16 protein-coding genes are annotated in these 16,231 nt (G+C 62.0%); 15 read left to right on the forward strand and 1 reads right to left on the reverse strand.

Annotation, left to right across the window (positions count from 1 at the left end; translation table 11 throughout):
- Positions 1-61 precede the first annotated feature (61 nt).
- From DET50_RS06415 to DET50_RS06470, 12 genes are all read left to right on the forward strand, one after another.
- Positions 62-1,210: an acyl-CoA dehydrogenase family protein gene (locus DET50_RS06415; protein ID WP_404932720.1), complete on the forward strand. Its 1,149-nt coding sequence runs from the start codon at positions 62-64 to the stop codon at positions 1,208-1,210.
- Complete coding sequence (locus tag DET50_RS06420) at positions 1,210-2,235, forward strand: phosphotransferase family protein (RefSeq protein ID WP_113862051.1); 1,026 nt, start codon at positions 1,210-1,212, stop codon at positions 2,233-2,235. Before DET50_RS06415 ends, DET50_RS06420 begins: the two co-directional genes overlap by 1 nt.
- Positions 2,232-2,594: a DUF6285 domain-containing protein gene (locus DET50_RS06425; protein ID WP_091997706.1), complete on the forward strand. Its 363-nt coding sequence runs from the start codon at positions 2,232-2,234 to the stop codon at positions 2,592-2,594. The genes DET50_RS06420 and DET50_RS06425 overlap by 4 nt, the downstream gene beginning before the upstream one ends.
- Positions 2,595-2,619: 25 nt before the next feature.
- Positions 2,620-4,233: a long-chain-fatty-acid--CoA ligase gene (locus DET50_RS06430; RefSeq protein ID WP_113862052.1), complete on the forward strand. Its 1,614-nt coding sequence runs from the start codon at positions 2,620-2,622 to the stop codon at positions 4,231-4,233.
- A 130-nt stretch (positions 4,234-4,363) separates the two neighbouring features.
- On the forward strand, positions 4,364-5,587 hold the full coding sequence (locus DET50_RS06435; protein ID WP_113862053.1) for an ABC transporter substrate-binding protein: 1,224 nt from the start codon (positions 4,364-4,366) through the stop codon (positions 5,585-5,587).
- A 77-nt stretch (positions 5,588-5,664) separates the two neighbouring features.
- Positions 5,665-6,534, forward strand: a complete 870-nt coding sequence (locus DET50_RS06440; RefSeq protein ID WP_113862054.1) for a branched-chain amino acid ABC transporter permease — start codon at positions 5,665-5,667, stop codon at positions 6,532-6,534.
- Positions 6,531-7,478 carry a branched-chain amino acid ABC transporter permease gene (locus tag DET50_RS06445; protein WP_113862055.1) on the forward strand — a complete coding sequence of 316 codons (948 nt, stop codon included), beginning with the start codon at positions 6,531-6,533 and terminating at the stop codon, positions 7,476-7,478. The genes DET50_RS06440 and DET50_RS06445 overlap by 4 nt, the downstream gene beginning before the upstream one ends.
- Positions 7,475-8,257, forward strand: a complete 783-nt coding sequence (locus DET50_RS06450; RefSeq protein ID WP_113862056.1) for an ABC transporter ATP-binding protein — start codon at positions 7,475-7,477, stop codon at positions 8,255-8,257. The genes DET50_RS06445 and DET50_RS06450 overlap by 4 nt, the downstream gene beginning before the upstream one ends.
- Positions 8,254-8,958, forward strand: a complete 705-nt coding sequence (locus tag DET50_RS06455) for an ABC transporter ATP-binding protein (protein ID WP_113862057.1) — start codon at positions 8,254-8,256, stop codon at positions 8,956-8,958. The genes DET50_RS06450 and DET50_RS06455 overlap by 4 nt, the downstream gene beginning before the upstream one ends.
- Before the next feature lie 45 nt (positions 8,959-9,003).
- Entirely contained in the window at positions 9,004-9,687 is a 684-nt protein-coding gene (locus DET50_RS06460) for a TetR/AcrR family transcriptional regulator (protein ID WP_113862058.1), read from the forward strand.
- A gap of 36 nt (positions 9,688-9,723) precedes the next feature.
- Entirely contained in the window at positions 9,724-11,187 is a 1,464-nt protein-coding gene (locus DET50_RS06465; protein WP_309472649.1) for an NAD-dependent succinate-semialdehyde dehydrogenase, read from the forward strand.
- A gap of 24 nt (positions 11,188-11,211) precedes the next feature.
- Positions 11,212-12,435 carry a CaiB/BaiF CoA transferase family protein gene (locus DET50_RS06470; protein ID WP_113862060.1) on the forward strand — a complete coding sequence of 408 codons (1,224 nt, stop codon included), beginning with the start codon at positions 11,212-11,214 and terminating at the stop codon, positions 12,433-12,435.
- A gap of 41 nt (positions 12,436-12,476) precedes the next feature.
- Here the strand turns inward: DET50_RS06470 and DET50_RS06475 are convergent, their stop codons facing one another.
- Positions 12,477-13,268 carry an enoyl-CoA hydratase/isomerase family protein gene (locus tag DET50_RS06475; protein WP_113862061.1) on the reverse strand — a complete coding sequence of 264 codons (792 nt, stop codon included), beginning with the start codon at positions 13,266-13,268 and terminating at the stop codon, positions 12,477-12,479.
- A gap of 156 nt (positions 13,269-13,424) precedes the next feature.
- On the opposite strand from DET50_RS06475, the gene DET50_RS06480 reads away from it, so the two are divergent.
- The 3 genes from DET50_RS06480 to DET50_RS06490 are packed head-to-tail and all read left to right on the forward strand — an operon-like array spanning position 13,425 to position 16,163.
- Entirely contained in the window at positions 13,425-14,240 is an 816-nt protein-coding gene (locus DET50_RS06480) for an ABC transporter ATP-binding protein (RefSeq protein WP_113862062.1), read from the forward strand.
- A complete protein-coding gene (locus DET50_RS06485) occupies positions 14,240-15,118 on the forward strand; it encodes a branched-chain amino acid ABC transporter permease (RefSeq protein WP_113862063.1) in 879 nt (292 codons plus the stop codon). The genes DET50_RS06480 and DET50_RS06485 overlap by 1 nt, the downstream gene beginning before the upstream one ends.
- Position 15,119: 1 nt before the next feature.
- Complete coding sequence (locus DET50_RS06490) at positions 15,120-16,163, forward strand: branched-chain amino acid ABC transporter permease (protein ID WP_113862064.1); 1,044 nt, start codon at positions 15,120-15,122, stop codon at positions 16,161-16,163.
- The last annotated feature ends 68 nt before the right edge of the window (positions 16,164-16,231 follow it).

The following is a 16,231-nucleotide window of genomic DNA, read 5'->3' on the forward strand; positions in this document are numbered from 1 at the left end:
GGCTGTGGACTTCAATCTGGATCCCAGGAATGAATCGTACCGGAAACGCATCCGGGACTTTGTGGAACAGGAGCTTTTGCCGCTGGAGCAGAATCCGGACGCCTATGACGAGCATGAGAACATTGCGCCGGAATATCTGGAGCAGATGCGCGCCAAGGCCAAACAGCAGGGCCTGTGGTGCCTGCAGATTCCCGAGCATCTCGGTGGCCAGGGGCTGGATATCTCCGGCATGGCGGCCTGCTACGAGGAAATGAACCGGTCCATCTTCGGGCCAGTGGTGTTCAACTCCGCCGCACCCGATGACGGCAACATGATCGTGTTGGCCAAGGTGGCCACCGAGGCCCAGCAGGAGCGTTGGCTCAAGCCCATTGTGGAGGGCCGGGTCCGGTCGTCCTTCGCCATGACCGAGCCACCTCCCGGCTGCGGCTCGGACCCCGGCATGATGCAGACCACCGCTACCCGCAAGGGCGATCGCTGGGTCATCCATGGTCACAAGCATTACATCACCGGGGCCGGGGAAGCGTCCCATTTCATCCTGATTGCCCGTACCTCCGACGATACCCGCAAGGGGCTGAGCGCCTTCATGTTCCACAAGGACGATCCGGGCTGGGAAGTGGTGCGGCGTATTCCGATCATGGGGCCGGAGGAGCACGGCGGCCATTGCGAGATCCGTTTTGACGGCCTGGAGATTCCCGACGAGAACCGGCTGATGGAAGTGGGCGACGGCCTCAAGGTGACCCAGATCCGCCTGGGCACAGCCCGCCTGACCCACTGCATGCGCTGGCTGGGACTGGCCCGCCGTTCCCTGGAAATCGCCACCGACTATGTCGAGAAGCGCGAATCCTTCGGCCAGACCCTGGCCCAGCGTGAAGGTGTCCAGTGGCTGCTCGGTGAGGCCGCCATGGAAATCCAGATCGGCCGGCTGCTGACCATGCACGCCGCCTGGAAGCTGGACCAGGGCGACTTTGCCCGCAAGGAAGTGTCCATGGCCAAGGTTGCGGTGGCGGATACCCTGCATAAAGCCGTCGATACGGCGATCCAGCTCTGTGGTGCCCGGGGTTATTCCAAGGATACACCGCTGGAGTGGATCTACCGCTATGCCCGCCAGGCCCGCCTGGTGGATGGCGCGTCGGAAGTGCACAAGATGGTGTTCTCCAAGCTGCTGCTGTCGGAGCGCACCGATTTCTGGCACTGGGGAGTGAAGCCCTGATGTCTGCTTTGGCCGACACCTTCAGCAATTTTATTGTCCGGCAGAGTGGTGCCGAAAGCGCGCGGGTCATCGAGTTCAGCAAGCTCTCCGGGGGCGCCATCCAGGACAACTTCGGGTTAACCCTGGAGCTGGAAGGCGGCGACCGGCCGGGCCGGCAGGAATTCGTGGTCCGGCAGGACGCCCCCTCGGGGGTGGCGGAGAGTCTGTCCCGGCCGGAGGAATTCCGGGTATTGCAGGCGGCATTCGGCGCCGGAGTTACCGCGCCGGAGCCGCTCTGGCTATGTGAGGACGCCGAAGTCAGCGGCCGTATCTTTTATGTCATGAGCCGGGCCTCCGGGTCCGCGTCGCCGCGCAAACTGGTCAAAGGGGATCTCACTGACGATCAGCGTCGGCACCTCGTGCGCCGGCTCGGTGCCGAGCTGGCCCGGCTGCACACGGTGCGGCCGCCGATGGCATCACTGGCTTTTCTCGACATGCCGGCAGGGAACAATCCGGCCCTGAGCCGGGTGGCGCTGTACCGCCGCTACCTGGAGGAAATCGGGGAGCCGCATCCGGTGCTGGAATGGGCCCTGAACTGGCTCGAGGACCACGCGCCGGAACCCGGTCCCACGGTGCTGTGCCACTGTGATTTCCGCACCGGAAACTACATGGTGGATGGTGACGAGCTGACTGCTGTGCTGGACTGGGAGTTCGCGGCCTGGAGCGATCCCTGCGAGGACCTGGGCTGGCTGTGCTGCCGCAGCTGGCGCTTCGGTGGTGATGACCGGGAAGTCGGTGGCGTTGGCGATAAAGACGATCTTCTGGCCAGCTACCGGGAAGTGAGTGGCGCCGACATCGATCCGGCTGCGGTCAGTTACTGGGAAGTCGTGGCACTGGTGCGGTGGGCGATGATCGCATTGCAGCAGGCACGCCGGCATATGTCCGGAGAACAGCGCTCCCTGGAGCTGGCCCTGACCGGGCGCATGGTGGCCCAGATGGAATACGACCTGCTGAACCAGATTCCGGAACTGGAGGAGGGGCAATGATCAACGAGCCGGATAGCCGCGACCTGCTGACCGAGGCCCGCCAGGTATTACTGGATTCCCTGGTACCGGATCTGGCGGGGGAGCAGAAATACCAGGCCCTGATGATTGCCAACGCCATGGGCATGGCCATCCGGGAGATCGAGCAGCGGGCGCAGGGTGAACCTGACGCCACCGACCGGTCGCTGTCGCAATTCCTGGCCGGACACCAGTTACCGGATGACCCTTCACAGGGTGAGCAGACCCTCGCCCGGGCCCTCCGTGACCGCCGGCTCGATGGCGATGATCCGGAACTGAGATCGGTTCTGAAGGGCATGACGGAGGCCCGGTTGCGAATCAACAACCCGGGCTTTCTGAAATAATCCGGACAGTCCAACACGGTGCGATATGAACAAGTACAAGAACCTGAACAAGACCGCCGCCAATCATTCCGCCCTGACCCCGCTGACTCTGCTGCAGCGGTCGGCGCGGGTCTACCCGGACAAGCAGGCGGTCATCGACGATGACATGAGCCTGTCCTACCGGGACCTGTATCGCCGTTGCCGACAGATGGCGGATGCCCTGCGCGCCCGGGGTATTGCCACCGGCGACACGGTAGCGATCCTGTGCCCCAACAGCCATGAAATGCTCGAGTCCCACTACTCGGTACCCATGGCCGGGGCGGTGCTCAACGCCATGAACATCCGTCTGGACGCCGGCACCCTCTCGTTCATCCTGGCCCACGGTGAGGCGCGGGTGCTGTTCTACGACACCCAGTGGGAAAACCAGGTCCGGGCGGCGATTGCCGAGCTCGAGGTGCGGCCACTGCTGGTGGCCATCGAGCGCAAGGCCGGCGCCAGCGAAGGTCTGGCGGAACTGGACTATGAGTCCCTGATTGCGGAGGGCGGCCCGGAGGCATCGTGGTCGCAGCCGGACGACGAATGGGATGCCATCACCCTGAACTACACCTCCGGCACCACCGGCAATCCCAAGGGCGTGGTCTATCATCACCGGGGGGCCTACCTGGCCGCCATGTCGAACGCCATGGCCTTCGATATGACCGCCGAAACCGTCTACCTGTGGACCCTGCCCATGTTCCACTGCAACGGCTGGGCCTACACCTGGGCGATCACCGCCGTCGGCGGCACCCATGTCTGCCTGCGGGAGGTCGATACCCGGGAGATCTATCGGCGGATCGAGGAATACGGCGTGACCCACATGTGTGGCGCCCCGGTTGTGATGAACATGCTGGTGCAGGATCTCGGTCATGAGAACCTGACCCTTTCACGGCGCGCCCGTTTCGCCCTCGGTGGCGCCGCGCCCCCCAGCGCCGTGATCCGCAAGGCGGAGGAAATCGGTTTCGAGATCACCCACCTCTACGGCCTGACCGAAACCTTCGGCCCGTCCACCCTGTGCGTGCCCCAGCCGGAATGGCAGGCGCTGCCCCTGGAAGAGAGGGCGGTGAAAATGTCCCGCCAGGGCGTGCCCACCCATGGCCTGGACGACGTGGACATCCTCGATATGGCCAGCGGTGAGCCGGTACCGGCCGATGGCAGGACCATGGGGGAGATCTGTATCCGGGGCAACACCGTGATGAAGGGCTATCTCAAGAACCCGGAAGCCACCGACAAGGCCTTCCGGGATGGCTGGTTCCATACCGGCGACCTGGCGGTCATGCACCCCGACCGCTACGTTGAAATCCGGGACCGGGCCAAGGACGTGATCATCTCCGGCGGCGAGAACATCTCCAGCCTCGAGGTGGAGGAAGTGCTCTACCGGCACCCGAAAGTGTCCGAAGCGGCGGTGGTGGCCATGCCCGACGAGAAGTGGGGCGAGGTGCCCTGTGCCTTCGTCAATCCCATTGATGACGGTGACGAGCTGACTGCCGAGGACATTATTGCCTTTTGCCGGGACAACATGGCGCACTTCAAGGCGCCGAGGAAGGTGGTGCTGGGCGAGCTGCCCAAGACCGCCACCGGCAAGATCCGCAAGAACATTCTCCGGGACTCCCTGTCCCGATGATTGGGCTGACCATGGTCAGCAGGAGGTTGCGATAGCGCGAACAACGCATTCAGACCCACGAAAACCGGCCCCGATGTAACGGGCCTGACAGTTCCAGTGACAACAAAGACAAGAACACAGGAGCAATACCATGAAGAAAACAAGCATGAAGAAACTGCTGGTTGCGATGACCGCAGCCGCAACTCTCGGTACCGCCGGGACCAGCTATGCCGAGGATCCGATCCAGATTGGCGGGATCTACATTCTGTCCGGCAGTGCTGCCACTTACGGTGAGTTTGCCCAGAAGGGTATCAACCTGGCGGTGGATGAAATCAACGCCTCCGGCGGCATCCTGGGTCGCCAGGTGGAAATGGTTTATGAGGACAGCCAGGGCAAAGCCTCGGTGGCTATCCAGGCCGCCCGGAAACTGGTCTATTCCGAGGGTGTTGAAGCCCTGGTGGGCCTGGACAGCTCGGGTGTTGCCCAGGGCATGGTGCCGACCATGCCGGAGTTGCAGAAACCGCTGATCATTACCCACGCCGCCACGCCGGATGTAACCGGCAAACTGTGTAACCCGTTCACCTACCGCATCAGCGTCAACGTGGCCCAGAACATGAAGGCTGCGGCTCTGGTTGCGGCGGAAACGGATGCTACCAACTGGACCACCATCGGTCCGGACTACGCCTTTGGTCACCAGTCCTGGGAATTCTTCGGTAATTACCTGAAGGAAATCAATCCGGACGTGAACCTGATGTCGGAGACCAACTTCCCGCGCTTCGGTGCGGAGGACTTCACGCCATTCATCGACCGGGTGATGAACTCCGATGCCGAGGGTGTGCTGATCTCCGTCTGGGGTGGTGACCTGGTCAACTTCATCCGTCAGGCCAACACCCGTGGTTTCTTCGACAAGGACATGGAAGTGATGTTCACCGTGGGTGCCGCCACCGAGGTGCTGTCCGCCCTGGGTGAGGAGATGCCTGAAGGGGTTCACCTGTCCACACGCTACTGGTATGACGCTTACGACAATGAGGTGAACGACCGCTTTGTCAAAGCCTACATGGATGCCTATGGTACGCCGCCCAGCTATAACGCCGAGGGTGCCTACGCTGCCATCTATGCCTACAAGCAGGCGATGGAAGCGGCCGGAACCACCGAGGGTCCGGCTGTGGCCAAGGCCCTCAGTGGCATGAGCATGGAAGCGCCGAATGGCACCGTGACCTTCCGTGCCGGGGATCACCAGGCCATGGTCAGCCCGAACTGGGGTGTTTCCGGCCCGATGCATGCCGAGCACGGTATCCGGACCCTGACCAACCTGCAGATCTTTGACGGCGAGAAAGTAGCCCGCACCATTGAAGAGACCGGTTGCAAGCTCTGATCAGACCATCTTTCATCAGCTTGACGTGGCGCCCTCCGGGGCGCCACGAAACCGGCCCTAACCTAATGAGGTAATCCATGTCTGGCATCGGAGCGGCGTTGCTAAACAGTCTTGATATCGGGCTGCTGCTGTTCATCATCGCAGTGGGCCTGAACATCGTGTTCGGTGTGCTGAACATCATCAACTTTGCCCATGGGGCGTTGTACATGTTGGGAGCCTACCTGGCTTTCACCCTGATCAATCTTGTGGGGATGCCCTTCTGGGCGGCCCTGCTGCTGGCGCCGATCGGTGTGGCCATCCTGGCCGTCATTATTGATCGGCTGCTGTTGCGATTCATCTACAGTCGGGACGTGGCGGACAGCCTGTTGCTGACCTTCGCGATCCTGCTGATCATCAACGAGAGTGTCCGCGTTATCTGGGGCAGTGGCATCCACGTGGTGCAGCCACCGCAGCTGCTGTCCGGCTCGATGGAGCTGCTGGGCAGTTCCGTGTCCACTTACAGCCTGTTCGTGATTGTTGTCGGCCTGCTGTTGCTCGCCGGGCTGTGGTACCTGTTCAATCGCACCCGTGTTGGCCGCATCATGCGCGCCGCAGCCCTGGACCGGGACATGGCCGAAGCCCTGTGCATCAATACCCGCATGGTGGTCACCGGCGTGTTTGCCTTCGGTGCCTGGCTGGCCGCTGTTGGTGGTGTGGTGGCAGCGCCGATGCGGGCCCTGGACCCGGGCATGGGCGACAAGATCATCATCGAGTCCTTCATTGTGGTGGTCATCGGCGGCCTGGGCAGCTTCCCGGGCGCACTGCTCGGTGCCATCGTCCTCGGCCTGATTCACGGCTTTGGCGGCCGCTATCTGCCGGAAGTGAACCTGCTGCTGCCGTTCCTTGGCATGGCGCTGGTTCTGTTGTTCAAACCCAATGGCATCATGGGCAAGGGGGCGACCGCATGAAGACCAAGATCCTGATGGGCCTGCTGGCCGTGGCGATTGCGGGGCTGATTGCGGTGCCCTGGATTGCTTCCTACTTCTATATTTTCATCCTCACCGAGATCCTGATTCTTGGCCTGTTCGCGGCCAGCTTCAATCTGATCTTCGGCTACACTGGCATGCTCAGTTTCGGCCATGCGGCCTTTTTCGGTATCGGTTCCTACGCCACGGCGCTGGTGCTGATTCACCTGGAGTGGCCATTCCTGGCCTGCCTGCTGGTGTCCATGGGCGCCTCGGCACTGCTGGCCCTGGTGATCGGCTTCCTGAGTGTAAGGCTCAATGAGGTCTATTTCGCCATGCTTACCCTGGCGTTCGGCATGATGGTATTTGCCATCGCCTACCAGTGGCGTTCCGTGACCAACGGCAGTGACGGCCTGGCCGGCTTTACCCTGGGCTCCTTCGGGCTCGGCGTGGACCTGATCCTGGGTAACCCGGCGGTCTACTACCATGTGGTGCTGGTCATCGTCGCTATTGCCGCGGTGGTGCTGTACCTGGTCTGCCGCAGTTCCTTCGGCATGATCCTCAAGGCGATCCGCCAGAACCCGGAGCGGGTGTCCTTCGCCGGGCTGAACGTGCGCACCTACCGCCTGGTGGCATTTGTCATCGCAGGCTCCTTTGCCGGCCTCGCCGGTGGCCTGATGGCCCCGTTCCTGCGGGTGGCCAGTCCGGAGCTGTTGCACTGGTCCATGTCCGCCGAACCGGTTCTGATGGCGATCCTTGGTGGCACCGGCTACTTCCTGGGGCCGTTTGTCGGCTCTGCGGTGTTCGTGCTGCTGGAAACCTGGATCACCAGTTTCACCGAGTCCTGGATGCTGGTTCTGGGGATCATTCTGGCGATGATGGTGATTTTCTTCCGCAAGGGGTTGCTGGGTACCGCCCTTGACTGGTGGCTGGAGGTGAAGAAATGAGCAAGCCGATCCTGACCATAGACAACCTCACCAAGCGTTTTGGTGGTGTTACTGCTGTCAACGGTATCAACCTGGAGGTCATGCCGAAGGAAACTATCGCCATCATCGGGCCCAACGGTGCCGGCAAGACCACTTTCTACAACATGGTGTCCGGGCGGATGCTGCCGACCGAGGGCAAGATCACCCTGGACGGGCAGGACATCACCGGACTGCCGCCCCACAAGATCAGCCGTCTGGGGGTGTCCCGGTCGTTCCAGATCAACAACATCTTCCCGGAGATGACGGTGCAGGAGAACGTGGAGGTGGTGCTGTCGGCCTACCATGGCCACAGCCGGAAACTGTTCAACATTGCCTCCCGCAATACCGGGATCCAGCAGGAGGCCGTGGAGTACCTGAAGCGGCTGGGCATTGACGGTCTCAGGGACCAGCGGGCCGAGGTCATCAGTTACGGTGACAAACGCTTGCTGGAAATTGCCATGGTGCTGGCCACACAGCCCAAGCTGGTGCTGCTGGACGAGCCCACTGCCGGCATGACCCCGGACGAGACCCGCCGCACCACCAAACTGGTGAAGAGCCTGGCGGACAGTGGCGATTACACGTTTCTGATCACCGAGCACGATATGGACGTGGTGTTCAATCTGGCCGATCGCATTCTGGTCATGCATCGCGGCGAAAAACTGTTTGCCGGCACTCCGGAAGAAGTGAAGAACCATCCGGAAGTTCGTGTCGCCTACCTGGGTGAGGAAGAAGAGGACGCGGTCGAGGAGGCCAACCCATGATTCTTGATGTTCGCAATATCCAGACCTTCTACGGCGAGAGCCAGGCGCTTCAGGGTGTCACGCTGCAACTGGACGAGGGCGAGACCGTGTGCATCCTGGGCCGGAACGGTGCCGGCAAGAGTACGACCCTGAAAAGCATCATGGGCCTGACACCGCCACGATCCGGCGAGGTGATCTTTGATGGCAAGCCGATTCACGGTCTGCCGGCCCATCAGATTGCCCGGGCCGGTATCGGTTATGTGCCGGAGGACCGGCGGATTTTTCCGGGCCTGACAGTGCGGGAGAATCTGGATGTGGCTGCCTACCAGCGCAAGGGCAGTGCCGCCCGCTGGACCGTGGATGGCATTCTCGATAAGTACGAGATGCTGGGTGAGCGGGCCGATCAGGACGGCGCCACGCTTTCAGGTGGACAGCAGCAGATGCTGGCCGTGGCCCGGTCCCTGATGATCCAGCCGCGGCTGTTGTTGCTGGATGAGCCCAACGAAGGGCTGGCTCCGGTTATTGTGCAGCAGATCGGTGAACTGATCGACGACCTCAGCAAGACCACCACCATTCTGTTCACTGACCAGAGCGTACAGTTCGCCCTCAAGCATGCCCGCAGGGCGTACATTCTTGAAAAAGGACAGGTGGTGCACGAGGCACCGAGCGATGAGTTGCGCAAAGACCAGGCAACCCAGGACCGGTTCCTGTCGGTGGCGTGATCTGACTTATAATCCCCGCCGCAGGAGCAGACAGGCGTGGTACCAATGATTGAAAACTACGAGGCATTTCGCAACGAGCTGAGCATGTCCAAGGAGGATGTGGTCCGCGAGGTTTATCGTCAGAACAAGGACAGGATCAGCATCAAGAAGGAGGCGACGGCGGTCAAGAACCTGATCCGCATCATCGAGTCGACGCTGAGACTGGCCAACTCCAAGGGCTTCCATGCCATGACCCTAAGGGATCTGTGTTCGGATTCGGGCATGAGCATGGGCGGTCTTTATGCCTACATTCGCAACAAGGACGACCTGATCCACCTGATCCAGAGTCACGGCTTCACCATCACCCGTCGCACTTTGTTGCACTACACTGGCGAGGTGGATGACGTACGTGACAAGCTGTTCTCGGCGATCAAGGCGCACCTGTACCTGAGCGAGCTGATGCGGGCCTGGTTCTATTTCTCCTACATGGAAGCGAAAAGCCTGCCGGCGCCGGAGAAGCGGGATGCGGTGGCCATTGAGCTGGAGATCGAAGACATCTTTCTGGGTGTTATCGAGGACGGTATCGAGGCTGGCGTGTACCGGCCGAGGAATGCCCGGCTGGTGGCCTCGATGATCAAGGCCCTGCTGCAGGACTGGTACCTGAAGCGCCGGAAATACCGCGACCAGAATGTGGCCGTTGACGACTATGCTGCCTTTGTCAGGGATGTGATCGAAAGCTATCTGCTCTGAGGGCGTTGACTCTCTCCTGTGAGGACTGTGATGACTATCAGTTTGACGAATCCGGAACTGCTGCGTGAAAGCGCTTATATCAATGGCGAGTGGGTCCAGGCTCATTCGGGGGATCTGTTGCCGGTGACCAACCCTGCCAATGGCGAACATCTGGCCAGCGTGCCTGACATGGGCGCCGACGATACCCGGCAGGCGATCCAGGCGGCCGAGGCGGCATGGCCGGAATGGCGTGCCCGTCCTGCCAAGGAACGCGCTGGTATCCTGCGCCGGTGGTTTGATCTGGTGATGCAGAATCAGGAAGACCTGGCCCGGCTGATGACCGCGGAGCAGGGCAAGCCCCTGGCGGAAGCCCGGGGCGAGGTGGGCTACGGCGCCAGTTTCATCGAATGGTTCGCCGAGGAGGCCAAGCGGGCCTATGGTGACGTGATTCCGGGCCACGGCCGTGACAAGCGCATCGTGGTGATCAAGCAGCCCATCGGGGTGGTGGCGGCAATCACACCCTGGAACTTCCCGGTGGCCATGATCACCCGCAAGGTGGCCCCGGCCCTGGCTGCCGGCTGTCCGGTGGTGGTCAAGCCGGCGGAGGATACCCCGCTGTGCGCCCTGGCCCTGGCGGTGCTGGCGGAAGAAGCCGGTGTCCCGCCCGGGATTCTCAACATCGTGACCTGTTCGAAGGGCCGGGCGCCGGAGGTGGGCGAGGAGCTGAGCACCAACCCGGTCATCCGCAAGGTGTCGTTCACCGGCTCCACGCCGGTGGGCAAGTTGCTGATGCGCCAGGCCAGCGGCACGGTCAAGAAAGTGAGCCTGGAGCTGGGTGGCAATGCCCCGTTCATCATCTTTGACGACGCTGATCTCGATGCCGCGGTGGCGGGGCTGATGGCCTCCAAGTACCGCAACACCGGGCAGACCTGCGTGTGCGCCAATCGCATCTATGTCCAGTCGGGTGTCTATGACGAATTTGTTGAGAAGCTCAAGGCTGCCGTCAGCAAGATGGTGGTGGGTGCCGGCCTTGAAGGTGACACCCAGCAGGGCCCGCTGATCAATGCCGCGGCCCTGGACAAGGTCCAGCGCCACATCGAGGATGCCACCACCAAGGGCGCAAAGGTGGCCCTCGGTGGCAAGGTGCATGCGCTCGGCGGTACCTTCTTCGAGCCGACTATCCTTACCGACGTCACCCAGGACATGCTGGTGGCCAGTGAGGAAACCTTTGGCCCGGTGGCGCCGCTGTTCCGGTTCGACACCGAGGAACAGGCGATTGCCATGGCCAATGATTCGGAATTCGGCCTGGCAGCGTACTTCTACAGCAATGACATCCGTCGCATTTGGCACGTGGCCGAGGCCCTGGAAACCGGCATGATCGGTATCAACGAGGGCATTATTTCCACCGAAGCGGCGCCGTTCGGCGGGGTCAAGGAGAGCGGCCTGGGCCGGGAAGGTTCCCGTTATGGCCTGGATGAGTTCATGGAGCTCAAATACCTGTGCCTTGGTGGCATGCGCTAACACGTCGGTTGCGAGGAGAGTCGGATGGCAGGCCCCCTGTCGCACCTGCGTGTGCTGGACCTTTCCCGGGTTCTGGCTGGCCCCTGGGCCGGTCAGATTCTCGGAGATCTTGGCGCCGAGGTAATCAAGATCGAGCGCCCAGGCACCGGGGATGACACCCGGTCCTGGGGGCCGCCCTATCTTCAGGGCGCGGATGGCAGTGCCGAGTTATCCGCCTACTTCCTGACCGCCAACCGCAACAAACAGTCCCTGGCCGTGGATATCGCCCATCCCGAGGGGCAGGCGCTGGTCCGCAAGCTGGTGGCCGAATCGGATGTGGTGCTGGAGAACTTCAAGGTCGGCGGCCTCAAGCGCTATGGCCTGGATTACGACAGCCTCAGGCGCATCAACCCGAAACTCATCTACTGCTCCATTACCGGCTTTGGTCAGGATGGCCCCTATGCCAGTCGTCCGGGCTATGACTTCCTGATCCAGGCCATGGGCGGGCTGATGAGCATCACTGGCCAGCCGGACGGCGAACCCGGGGCTGGGCCGATGAAAGTCGGCGTGGCCCTGACGGACATCATGACCGGGCTCTACGCCACCATTGGCGTGCTCGCCGCCCTCAGCCACCGGGACCGGACCGGGGAAGGGCAGTACGTGGAGGCCGCGCTGCTGGACGTGCAGGTGGCCTGCCTGGCCAACCAGGCCATGAATTACCTGACCACGGGCACGGCACCGGCCCGTATGGGCAATGCCCACCCCAATATCGTGCCTTACCAGGACTTCCCCACCGCGGACGGCAACATGGTACTGACGGTGGGCAACGATCAGCAGTTTGCCCGCCTGTGCGACGTGCTCGAACACCCGGAGTGGGCCAGCGATGAACGCTTTGCCACCAACCGGGCCCGGGTGGCCAACCGCAAGGAACTGATCCCGAAACTGAGGCAGGCCACGGTGATGCGCTCGACCCGGGAGTGGGTCGGGATCCTGGAGCAGGCCGGGGTACCCTGCGGACCGGTGAACACCCTGGATCAGGTCTTTGACGATCCCCAGGTGCTGGCGCGGGGCATGAGGCAGAATGTTGCCCACCCCAACCTGGGTGAGATACCGACCGTTGGCAATCCGATCAAGCTGAAACTGACCCCGGTCACCTACCGCACGGCGCCACCATTGCTCGGGGAGCAGTCCGAACAGGTGTTGCAGCGGATTGCCGGTCTGTCTCCCGGAGAGATCGAAGCGCTCCGGGAGCGCGGCGTGATCTCATGACACCGACGGTGCGGGGATTCCGATACAGGTGCCCGCATCGCTCATTGCCCCCGGAATTGTGCCGGTCGCTTGGCGAGAAACGCGGCGACCCCTTCCTGGAAGTCCGAAGTTCCAACCGCTTCCAGAAAGGCCTGTCTTTCCGCTTCCAGGTGTCCGGAAAGGGCACCGCCGAAGGCCTCATCCGAGAGTCGTCGGAAGGCGGCGTAGGCTCGGCTCGCGCCGTTGGCAACCTTGCTGGCAAGGTCGGTCAGGGCATCGTCAAACTCGCCTTCGGGGGCAACCCGGTTGATCAGCCCCCAGTCCAGCGCCTCCTCGGCGGTCAACGTCTGGCCCAGCAGCATCAGCTGACTGGCGCGACCGGCACCGATGCGGCGGTTCAGGAACCAGGTGCCCCCGCAGTCCGGAACCGTCCCGATGCCATCGTAGGCCACCATGAACCGGGCGTTGGCGTCAGAAATAATCAGGTCCGCGCCCAGGGCCAGGCTCAGCCCGGCGCCGGCGGCAAAGCCCCGGACCCCGGCAATGACGGGGGCGTTCAGTTCGCGCAGGATCAGGATGGCCGGGTTGAGGGCATCCAGCAGAGCATTGACCACCTCCCGGGCCTGTTCGGGGCCGCCAGCCATGCTGGCGACATCTCCGCCGGCCATAAAGGCACGGCCGGCGCCGGTCAGCACCACGCACCGAAGCCCGGTCTGGTCCCTCAGGGCTTTGGCGGCCTCCAGAAAGGCCTCGGCCATGGGAATGTCGATGGCATTCAGCGCGTCGGGGCGGTTGAAAGTCAGGGTGGCCACGCCGGTGTTGTCGTCGAACTGCAGGATCACGGGGGAGGTCATTGTTGTTCCTCTTTTTTTGGCAGACCTGAACCCTGAATATAGAACACAGTTTTCTGGCGCGGGCCCCCTGCGTCGACTATTTTTAAGAATGGACGTTCCACACTCGTCCAGACCAGCAAATAACAACAATCATAAACATCTTGAGGCGTGTTATACGTGAGTATCCTCGAGGTCAGTAACCTGTCCTTGTCCTTTGGCGGTGTAAAAGCGCTGCAGGACGTCAGTTTCCGTGTGCCGGAAAATACCGTCACCACCATCATCGGTCCGAACGGGGCGGGCAAGACGTCGCTGTTCAACTGTATTTCCGGTTTCTACAAGCCCCAGCAGGGCACCATCCGCTATGAAGGGCGGGAGCTTTCCAGTGGCATCAAGCCGCCGAAACGGGCCGCCCTGGGCCTGGCCCGGACTTTCCAGAACATCGCCCTGTTCCGGGGCATGACCGTACTGGACAACATCAAGCTCGGTGCCCATGTGCACATGAAAAGCGGGCTGCTGGGTTCGATGTTCTACTTCGGGGCCGTCCGTCGGGAAGAGATGGAAGTGCGCCGGGAGGTGGAGCACCGGATCATCGACTTCCTGGAGATCGACCATATCCGTCGCCAGTCGGTGGCCAGCCTGTCCTATGGCCTGCAGAAGCGGGTCGAGCTGGCCCGGGCGCTGGCGATGCGCCCGAAGGTGCTGATGCTGGACGAGCCGGTGGCGGGCATGAACCGGGAAGAGAAGGAGGACATGGCCCGCTTCATCCTGGATATCCGGGAAGAGTGGGGCGTGACCGTGCTGATGGTAGAGCATGACATGGGCATGGTGATGGACATCTCCGACCACATTGCCGTGCTCAACTTCGGGCAGGTCATCACCGAGGGCGAGCCGGCGGATGTCCAGAACAACCCGGAAGTCATCAAGGCCTACCTGGGTAACAGTGACATCGACAGCCTGCGCAAGAAACTCAATCCGGAAGGGGAGGCCGCCTGATGGACTGGTTGTTCTTTGGTGAGATCAGTCTGGCGGGGCTGGCCATGGGCGGGCTGTATGCCCTGATCGCCCTGGGATTCGTGATGATCTACAAGGCCACCCGGGTGATCAACTTCGCCATCGGCGAAATCATGATGTTTGCCGCCTACCTGTTTCTGGCCTTTGCCGGTGGTATGGAACTGTCCGCCTGGATCGCGCTGCCACTGGCTGTGATCGGCGGCAGTATCCTGGGCGGGGTGATCGAGAAAACCATGATCCGTCCGATGTTGGGGGAGTCTCCGATCTCGGTGGTGATGGTGACCATCGGTATCGCCAGCATCCTGGTGGGCCTGGTGGAATTCATCTGGACCGCCGACCCGCAATTGCTGCCGAGCTTCCTGCCCCGTGAGCCGGTGTTCATCGGCCCGCTCTACCTGGCTCCAAAAATCGCCTACGGTTTCTTGATCGGTTCCGCCCTTTTGATCATTTACCTGCTGTATTTCCGGTTCTCCCGGGGTGGGGTGGCTCTTCGGGCCACCGCCTCGGACCAGGCCGCGGCCTATTCCATGGGCATCAATGTGCGCCGGGTATTCAACCTGGCCTGGGTGTTCGGCTCACTCGCCGCCTCCCTGGCTGGTGTGCTGGTGGCGGCCACCGGGGGGCTCAGTCCCCAGTTCGGGATCATCGGGCTGAGTGTGCTGGTGGTGGTGATTGTCGGGGGGCTGGACAGCATCCTCGGTGCCCTGGTGGCTGGCGTGTTCATCGGCTGGCTGGAAACCGTGGCCGGCGCCTACCTGGGTGGCGAATACCGGATGCCGGCCACCTTTGTGGTGCTGGCGGTGATTCTGGTGATCCGTCCCTATGGCCTGTTCGGCACCCACGAAATAGAGCGAGTATAAGATGCGCATCGGTGACGCAAAACAGACCTACGAGGCCGATGAGGCAATCTGGACCAGTAGCACCCAGAAGTTCTGGTTTGGCCTGTTGATGCTGATTCTGCTGCTGTTCCCGTTCATGGTTGACTCCTATCTGCTGTATCTGGGTTGCCTGGTGGGCATTGCCGTGATCAGTGCTACCGGCCTGAATATACTGACCGGTTTTACCGGCCTGATTTCCCTGGGACAGGCGGGCTTCATGGGGGTGGGTGCCTACACCGTGGCCTGGCTCTCACTCAACACCGGCCTGCCGTTTCCGGTGACGCTGCTGCTCGCGGGACTGGCGGCCGCCGCTGTCGGTATTCTGGTAGGGCTGCCCTCGCTGCGGGTCAAAGGGCTGTACCTGGCGATTGCCACCCTGGCGGCCAGTGTGTTCCTGCATTTCATTTTTGCCGAGTGGGAATCGGTCACCGGGGGTATGGGAGGGCTGAGCCTGGAGCCGGCGCATCTGTTCGGTCTGACTTTCCAGAGCGACTTCCGGATGTATTTCATCATCGTGCCGCTGGCGGTGCTGATGGTGTTCGCCGCCCGCAATGTGTTGCGGACCCGGGTTGGCCGCGCCTTCATCGCCATCCGGGACCGGGATATTTCTGCCGAGATCCTGGGCATCAACCTGTTGCGCTACAAGCTGATGTCCTTTGCCCTCAGCTCCTTTTATGCCGGTGTCGCCGGCGGCCTGTTCGCCTATTTCTATCGGGTGGTGACCCCAGAGAGCTTCCCGCTTTCCATGTCGATCTTCTACCTGGCCGCAGTGATCGTCGGCGGCATGGGTAACCTGCTGGGGGGCATTCTCGGTGCCGCCTTCATGACCCTGGTGCCGGAAGCCCTGAAACTGCTGACCGCCGCGCTGACACCGTTCTATCCCAATGCCCCCGTGTTCATGTCGCCGATGCTGGAGATCATTTTCGGTGCCCTGATCGTGGGCTTCCTGATCTTCGAACCCCATGGCCTGGCGGAGATCTGGCATCGCATCCGCCGGTTTTTCCGGCTGTGGCCATTCCGGAATTAATCGTGTTTCAACGAGTCTTTCTCCGAGAGACCGTGCAACACCAACAACAAGAAGCAGCAAGGAGAAGA

It is taken from the genome of Marinobacter pelagius (assembly GCF_003315345.1).
Taxonomy (GTDB): domain Bacteria; phylum Pseudomonadota; class Gammaproteobacteria; order Pseudomonadales; family Oleiphilaceae; genus Marinobacter; species Marinobacter pelagius_A.